Source organism: Glutamicibacter sp. BSL13, assembly GCF_052928425.1.
In genome coordinates, this window is sequence record NZ_JAVGCZ010000114.1 from 1 (window position 1) to 7,654 (window position 7,654).

At 69.7% G+C, this 7,654-nt stretch carries 7 protein-coding genes; 3 read left to right on the forward strand and 4 right to left on the reverse strand.

Annotation, left to right across the window (positions count from 1 at the left end; genetic code table 11):
• The coding region (locus tag RCJ92_RS14035) for a hypothetical protein (RefSeq protein WP_446754870.1) at nucleotides 1-623 on the forward strand (623 nt) is incomplete at its 5' end.
• On the opposite strand, the gene RCJ92_RS14040 is transcribed toward RCJ92_RS14035, so the two are convergent.
• The 3 genes from RCJ92_RS14040 to RCJ92_RS14050 all read right to left on the reverse strand — a co-directional run bounded on the left by RCJ92_RS14040 (nucleotide 602) and on the right by RCJ92_RS14050 (nucleotide 4,044).
• Entirely contained in the window at nucleotides 602-2,407 is a 1,806-nt protein-coding gene (locus tag RCJ92_RS14040) for an AMP-dependent synthetase/ligase (protein WP_346922881.1), read from the reverse strand. The genes RCJ92_RS14035 and RCJ92_RS14040 overlap by 22 nt on opposite strands.
• A gap of 105 nt (nucleotides 2,408-2,512) precedes the next feature.
• Nucleotides 2,513-3,211 (reverse strand): hypothetical protein, encoded by a 699-nt coding sequence (locus RCJ92_RS14045; protein WP_446754871.1) that lies wholly within the window; start codon nucleotides 3,209-3,211, stop codon nucleotides 2,513-2,515.
• Between the two features lie 8 nt (nucleotides 3,212-3,219).
• Entirely contained in the window at nucleotides 3,220-4,044 is an 825-nt protein-coding gene (locus RCJ92_RS14050; RefSeq protein WP_446754872.1) for an alpha/beta hydrolase, read from the reverse strand.
• A gap of 136 nt (nucleotides 4,045-4,180) precedes the next feature.
• Between RCJ92_RS14050 and RCJ92_RS14055 the strand changes: the two genes are divergently transcribed.
• Complete coding sequence (locus RCJ92_RS14055; protein ID WP_138925946.1) at nucleotides 4,181-4,846, forward strand: lysophospholipid acyltransferase family protein; 666 nt, start codon at nucleotides 4,181-4,183, stop codon at nucleotides 4,844-4,846.
• A 148-nt stretch (nucleotides 4,847-4,994) separates the two neighbouring features.
• Nucleotides 4,995-6,389: a class II 3-deoxy-7-phosphoheptulonate synthase gene (locus tag RCJ92_RS14060; RefSeq protein ID WP_138172924.1), complete on the forward strand. Its 1,395-nt coding sequence runs from the start codon at nucleotides 4,995-4,997 to the stop codon at nucleotides 6,387-6,389.
• Nucleotides 6,390-6,614: 225 nt separating this feature from the next.
• On the opposite strand, the gene RCJ92_RS14065 is transcribed toward RCJ92_RS14060, so the two are convergent.
• Nucleotides 6,615-7,654 (reverse strand): PASTA domain-containing protein (locus RCJ92_RS14065; RefSeq protein WP_446754873.1); only part of this gene is annotated, 1,040 nt, incomplete at its 5' end.

Consider the following 7,654-nt stretch of genomic DNA (forward strand, 5'->3'; position numbering starts at 1 on the left):
AGTGTGACGATCAGGAAGGCCCGTACATGCGCTGGATTCCCGGTTCCCGTTCCAATCCCGGCTCCGCAGCCGGCACCGCCCCCGGCAAGGGCCCGGCCTCCGGTGCCGCGGCGGCCGAAGGCGTGCGGCCCCTGGCGCAGGTGGGTGCGCAGGTCGCGGCGAAGCACCCGAAGCTGCCGGTGGCGCTGTTCCGGCTTGAGCCCGAGGTTGCGCTGCAGCCGCTGCGGCTGAAGTTGGCCTCCGCCCTGGCCGAGGCCTCGGTGAGCACCAGCTTCACCCTGGGCGGCCCGGGCCGGGTGCAGGCGGTGCTCGATGGCCAGCTGCCGGCCCAGGCCGTGCTGGTCGTGGTGACCACCAGCGATGACGGGGCACAGGACCGGCTGATGGACCTGGTCGAATGGCTGCTGGCCAACGGGCGCCAGCAGCTGGCAGCGCACCTGATCTTCGCCCCGGTGGGCCAGCGCCGCCAGCTGGCCGGATCCTTCGCGTTCGCGCATGTGCCGCTGGGCGCCCAGGTGCTGGAACACGCCAGCGGCGGCACGCCGTTGCGAAGGCGTGCCGCCGCTGCGGGGATCGACCAGCTGCGTGATGCGGTGCTGGATCAGGCCTTGGGCTTGGAGTAGATCGCCTCCACCACGTCCTGGTAGTCGCTGAGCACCTTGGCGCGCTTGATCTTCAGCGAAGGGGTCAGGTGCCCGGATTCCTCGGTGAAGTCCTCGGCCACCACGCGGAACTCCTTGATCTGCTCGGCGCGGGAGACCGACTCGTTGGCCTTGTCGATCACCTTCTGCAGGGCGGTGCGCACCTGCGGCTGCTGGACGACCTCGGCCATCGGCAGGTCGCGGGAGAGCTGGTGGCGTTCCAGCCAGCCGGGCAGCGCCTCCGGGTCCAGGGTGACCAGTGCGGCGATGAACGGGCGGTTGTCGCCCACCACCAGGCACTGGGAGACCAGCGCGTCGGCGCGGATCTGGTCCTCCAGCAGCGCCGGGACCACGTTCTTGCCGCTGGCGGTGACGATGATTTCCTTCTTGCGCCCGGTGATCTTCAGGAACCCGTCCTCATCCAGCTCCCCGATGTCCCCGGTGTGGAACCAGCCATCGGTGAAGGCCTCGCGCTGCAGGTCGGGGCGGTTGTAGTAGCGCGGCATCACGCAGATGCCGCGGGCCAAAATTTCCCCGTCCCCGGCGATCTTCACCGCGTTGCCCGGCAGCGGGCGGCCCACGGTGCCGATCTTGATTTGCTTGAGCGTGTTCACGGTGATCGGGGCGGTGGTCTCGGTCAGGCCGTAGCCCTCCAGCACGGTGACCCCCACGCCGTTGAAGAAGTGGCCCAGGCGCTCGCCCAGCGGGCCGCCGCCGGAGACGGCGTGGCGCACGTTCCCGCCCATGGCCTCGCGCAGCTTGGAGTAGACCAGCACGTCGAACAGCTTGTGCTTCAGCTTCAGGCCCAGCGGGATCTTGCCCTCCTGCTGGGCGCGGGAGTAGGCCACCGCAGCACGGGCGGCGGTGTGGAAGATCTTGCCCTTCCCGCCGTCCTCGGCCTTGAGCATCGCCGAGTTGTAGACCTTTTCGAACACCCGCGGCACGGCCAGGATGAAGTTGGGCTTGAAGGACTGCAGGTCCTCCAGCAGGTGCTTGACGTCCGGGGTGTGCCCGACGCGGCAGCCGGCGGCGACCGCGACGATGGAGATGAAGCGGGCGAAGACGTGGGCCAGCGGCAGGAACATGATGGTGGCCGCGCCCGGGTAGACCGCCTCGGGCAGCTCGGCGACCGCGTTGTCGGCCAGCTCCACGAAGTTGCCGTGGGTCAGTTCGCAGCCCTTGGGCCGCCCGGTGGTGCCCGAGGTGTAGATCAGCGTGGCGGTGTCGCGCAGCCCCGGTGCGCTGCGGCGGGCCTCCAGCTGCTCGTCGGAGACCTGTTGGCCGGCCTGGCGCAGCTCATCGAGCCCGCCCTCGTACTGCCAGACGTGTTCCAGCGCCTCCAGCTGCTCCTGGTGGGCGGCCTGGCGCACCACGTTCTCGTGGTTCGGGGTCTCCACCACGATCGCCACCGACCCGGAGTCGCCCAGGATCCAGGCGACCTGGGAGGGGGAGGAGGTTTCATACACCGGCACGGTGATGCATCCGGCGAACCAGATGGCGAAGTCCACCAGCGTCCACTCGTACTTGGTGCGCGACATCAGCCCGATGCGGCTGCCCGGTTCGATGCCCTGGGCGATGAAGCCCTTGGCGATCGCGGCCGCGTCGGCGGCGAACTGCGAGGCGGTGATGTCCTGCCAGCTGCCGTCGGGGCGGGGTTTGGAGAACAGCGCCGGATTCGCCGCGGAATTCGCGTGCCGCAACAGCAGATCGGTGATGTTGGACTGTTCGGGGCTCTTGATGCGAATCGGGGTGCTGAACTCGATCATCGGTGTCTCACTCCTGACGTATGTGACCGGGGTAATCGCAGCGAGTAAGCTACGTCACATGATATTACTTGATAGTAACCTAGCTGCGACCTGTGGCCAAGTTGGCTATACCCTAGCCCCATCATCTCCCGGATCGCGGTCGTTGGGTAGCCGGTAGAGCAGCAGGCCCACCCCGGCCAGGGTGATCAGCCCCAGCGCGATGAACAGGGCCGTGGGCGCGCCGCGGAAGAAGATCACGCCCAGCAGCAGCGCCAGCGGGCCGCCGGCCGCGGCCAGCCAGGCCAGGGTCAGCACCGGGTCGCCGGACCCGATCGCCACCGGGTCCTCCGGCACGAACTCCCCGTCCGGTTCCTCCTGAAGCGCGTAATCGCGCGGGCCGCTGGCCCCGGGACCGGTGGTGAACAGCCGGCGCAGGCGCTCATCGTGGGATTCGGGCCCCTTGTTGCCCGCCTTGCCGGCAGGGCCCGGGGTGACGGAGTTGCCGGGGGTGCCCGGGATGCCGGGACCGGACTGGCCGCCGGAGCCGGTGTCGGTGCCTGCGGGGTCATGCTTCCCGGCCGCGGATTGGTCCGCTTCCCGGGTGGGATCGTCGTTCGAACGCTTCGCCTGTGCCGCGCCGGGATCTGGGCTCCCGCTCGGCGCCTGGTCCCCGCCCTGGCCCCCGGCCTGATCCCCGGGTTGGTCCCCGTCGGACCCGGTCCGGGGTCGACGCGGCAGCGGGCCGGCCGCCTGCAGCCGGGCTACCAGCTCATCCCACTGCGGGTCCGGGGTGCTGGAGGGTCGTTGGTCCTTCGGGTCCACCACGCCGCTGCCTAGGTCCGGGCCGGGGTGTGGGCGGCGATGAACTGGGCGGAGCGCTCGAAGATCAGCGGCGCGTCGTAGTCCAGGGTGGCCACGTGCAGACTGTGCGGCAGGTCCACCCGCTGGATCTTCGAGTTCGGCGCCAGCCCGTCGAACAGGGCGCGCACCGAGGCGTCGGAGACCACGTTGTCGCTGGCCGAGCGGAACAGGATGATCGGGCAAGTGATCAGCGGCAGGCGCCGGCGGGTCTGCTCGAACAACCGGTGCAGCTGGGCGACGGCGGCGACCGGGGTGCGCGGGTAGGCCTGCTCGTCCGCCCCGGGCAGGGCGATGTCGTTGCTGATCGGGGAGGTGGAGCGCACCACCCAGCGCAGGTACTTCGTGTATGGCGCCAGCGGGGAGTCCACGACCAGCCCCGGGTTGGTCAGCAGCAGCCCGGCCACCTCGCGCCGGGTCGCCAGGTGCAGCGCCAGCGCCCCGCCCATCGACAGCCCGGCGACGAACACCGTGCGGTACCTGGCCGCCAGTTCGTCAAAGGCCTGCTCGGTGGCGTGGATCCAGTGCGCGTAGGGCACTTTGACCATGTCCTGCCAACGGGTCTCATGCCCGGGCAGCAGCACCATCTGGGTGTGATAGCCGGCCTGCTCAAGGGCCTGGGCCCAGGGGCGCATGGCGGTGCGCGAGCCGGTGAACCCGTGGATCAGCAGCACCGCGACCTCGTCCTTGCGCGGGGTGGGTGCCTGCTGGGCATCCGCGGACAGTTGCGCTTGCGCTGGGACGTGCCCGTCCGCGGTGGGGGCCGCGTCGCTGTTGTTGGGGCCTGGTTGGGGGTGCATCAGCCTGCCTTTCTGCCGCCTCACACCTCGAGACTAGTGCACAATTGGTTACAGGGAGCCACGCGGTCGGCGAACACCGCCCCGGCCCTGCGGTAACCTGCGATTCATCACCGACACCCGAAGGAACCCAAGAAACGTGCTGTATGACTTCCTCAAGCGGTTCGCGGTCCGCCCCCTGCTGAAGATCTTCTTCCGCATCGACCTGACGGGCACCGAGCACGTGCCGCCCACCGGCGCGGCGATCCTGGCCTCCAACCACCTGTCGGTCTCCGACTCGGTGTTCCTGCCCGCCAGCCTGGAACGGCCCGTGGTGTTCCTGGCCAAGGACGAGTACTTCAACGGCACCGGGTTGAAGGGGCGCTTCACGGCCTGGTTCTTCCGCTCGATCAACCAGCTGCCGATGGACCGCTCCGGGGGAGCGAAGTCGGCCCAGTCCCTGGCCAGCGCCGCCGGGGCGCTGGCCGAGGGCAAGCTGCTGGGCATCTACCCGGAGGGCACCCGCTCCCCGGACGGCCGGCTGTACCGGGCCAAGCTCGGGGTGGCGAAGCTGGCCCTGGAAAGCGGGGCGCCGGTGATCCCGGTGGCAATGATCGACACCCACAAGGTCCAGCCCATCGGGCGGCGCATCCCGCGCCCGGGGCGGATCGGCATCCGCATCGGCCAGCCCCTGGACTTCTCCGACCGGCGCGGGCAGGCGCAGGATTCGCAGGTCTTGCGCCAGGTGGCCGACGAGATCCGCGAGGCGATCGGGCAGCTCTCCGGGCAGCAGTACGTCGACGTCTACGCCCCGCGCAAACGCTGAGCCGCCAGACCGCGGCCGGGTGCGCGGTCTGGCGGCTGCCTCCAGCGGCCGCGCGGCTGCGTCCGGCGGGCCCGGGGATGGCCAGTGTTACGGGCCGATGTTACATTCGCCGCAGTGCTTTTGGTGCCCGGCCCGTAGACTTGGAAGGGTGACTGAAGTATTCCGAACCCCACTGCCAGGCTCCTCCGTAGCCGGCCCCGCAACCGACCCAGACCTGGACCTTTGGCGCAACCTGCCGATCGCCCAGCAGCCGACCTGGAGCGAGCACGCGGACTATAGCGCCTCGATTGCCGAGCTGGGTTCGCGACCACCCTTGGTCTTCGCCGGCGAGGTCGACATCCTGCGCGCCCGCCTGGCCGCCGCCGCCCAGGGCAAGGCGTTCCTGCTCCAGGGCGGGGACTGCGCCGAAACCTTCGACGGGGCCACGGCCGATAAGATCTCGGCCCGGGTGCGCACCATCTTGCAGATGGCCGTCGTGCTCACCTACGGCTCGTCGATGCCGGTCATCAAGATGGGCCGCATGGCCGGGCAGTTCGCCAAGCCGCGCTCCTCGAACGATGAAACCCGCGACGGGGTGACGCTGCCGGCCTTCCGAGGGGAGATCGTCAACGGGTTTGACTTCACCCCCGAATCCCGCGCCCACGACCCCAAGCGCATGGTCACCGCGTACAACACCTCCGCGGCGACGCTGAACCTGATCCGCGCGTTCACCCAGGGCGGGTTCGCGGACCTGCGCAGCGTGCACTCCTGGAACCAGGGGTTCATGGCCAACCCGGCACACTCCGCCTACGAGCAGCTGGCCGGGGAGATCGATTCGGCGATCCGCTTCATGGACGCCTGCGGTGCGGACTTCGAGGCGCTCAAGCGCACCGAGTTCTTCGCCTCCCACGAGGCCCTGCTGCTGGACTACGAGCGGGCGCTGACCCGCACCGACTCGCGTACCGGCCTGCCATACGACACCAGCGGGCACTTCCTGTGGATCGGGGAGCGCACCCGCCAGCTGGACCACGCCCACGTGGACTTCCTCTCCCGGGTGCGCAACCCGATCGGCGTGAAGCTGGGGCCGAACACCTCGGTGGAGGACACCCTGGCGCTGATCGAGAAGCTGGACCCGACCCGTGAGCCGGGCCGGCTGACGTTCATCACCCGGATGGGGGCGAAGAACATCCGCGAGAAGCTGCCGAACCTGGTGGAGAAGGTCACCGACTCCGGCGCCCAGGTGCTGTGGGTGACCGACCCGATGCACGGGAACACCGTGACCAGCCAGAACGGGTACAAGACCCGCAACTTCGACGACGTGATGGACGAGGTGCGCGGCTTCTTCGAGGTGCACGACGAACTGGGCACCTTCCCCGGCGGCCTGCACGTGGAGATGACCGGCGACGACGTCGCCGAATGCCTCGGCGGCGCGGACCCGATCCGCGAGGAGGACTTCGACAACCTCTACGAGTCGGTCTGCGACCCGCGGCTGAACCACCGCCAGTCCCTGGAGATGGCGTTCCTGGTCTCCGCGGCGCTGAAGAAGCGCGGACGCCGCCGCTAGACGGTCATCCCATGTGGCCTGCCGGGCCACCGGGTTAATCCAGAACATCCCCGAGCACCGCTCGGGGATGTTCTGCGTTAAGCCGGATTCGCCGAAACAAGGAGAACGGATCGCCCGGAACCGAACCGGGCCGGGTGGAACCGAACCGGGCCGGACGGAACCGAACCGGGCCGGACGGAACCGAACCGGGCCGGGTGGAAGCGATCCAGACGGGCCGCGGTCCAGTTAGAACACGTACAGCGTGATCGTCGCGCCGCGCTCGGCCTGCTGGTTCAGCGGCGTCTGCAGGCGCACCGTGCTGGAGTGCCCGCCGAGCATGTCACGGGTCTCGACCTGGAACCCGGCCTGCTCCAGGGCGGACACCGCCTGCTCCACCTCCTGGCCGATCACCGAGGGAATCTGAACGTACTCCGGGCCCTGGGAAAGCTGCACGCTGATGCTGCCCCCGGCCGGAACCGTGCCCTCGGCCGGATCCTGGACGGCCACCTGGCCGCGCGGGACGTCGCTGGAATACACCGGCTCGCCGACCTGCAGGCTCAGGCCCAGTTCCTCAACGGCCCCCCGGGCGGCCTGCTCATCCAGCCCCACCAGGGAGGGCACGTTCACCGGCGCCGGGCCGGCGGAAACCACCAGGGAGGTCGCGGTCTTGCGGGTCAGCTGCTCCCCGGCGGCCGGCTTGCTGGAGATCACCTGCCCCTCGTCCACGCTCTGTGAGTACTCCTGGTCCACGCTCGGGGCCGACAGCTGCATCTGCTGCAGCCGCTGGCGGGCGGCGGAGGTGTCCATCCCGGTCACATCGGGCATCTGGAAGAGTTCCGGGCCCCGGGAGATCACCAGCTCCACCCCCTGGAAGCGCATGATGTTCTCACCCTCGGCAGGGTTCGAGTCGATCACCCGCCCGGGCGCGACCTCGTCGTTATAGGCGTTGTTCACCCGCACCGGCACCCCGGCGGATTCCAGGCGCTGCACCGCCTGGGCCTGCACCAGGCCGCTGAGCGAGGGGATGTTCACCACGCTGCCCGGCCCGCGCCCGAAGAACCACGCCCCGGCCGCGACCAGGGCCACCACGGCCAGCAGCAGCACCGAGACCAGCACCTTCTGCGCCGGGCTCCTGGGCTTGCCCAGCCGGTGAGTTGGCACCTGCGCCTGCTTGCGCCACTGGCGCTGCGCCCGCTTCAGCTCCCGCTTCGAGGTCGGCTCGTCGGCGGAGTCCTCCGAAACGGCGGTGGCCCCGGAACGCTCCTCGCGGGGCATGGCCATGGTGG

What these genes read in the sequence shown, in the direction of transcription:
- RCJ92_RS14050 (WP_446754872.1), bottom strand. Translation starts at nt 4,044, where the DNA reads ATGCACCCCCAACCAGGCCCCAACAACAGCGACGCGGCCCCCACCGCG.
- RCJ92_RS14040 (WP_346922881.1), bottom strand. Translation starts at nt 2,407, where the DNA reads ATGATCGAGTTCAGCACCCCGATTCGCATCAAGAGCCCCGAACAGTCC.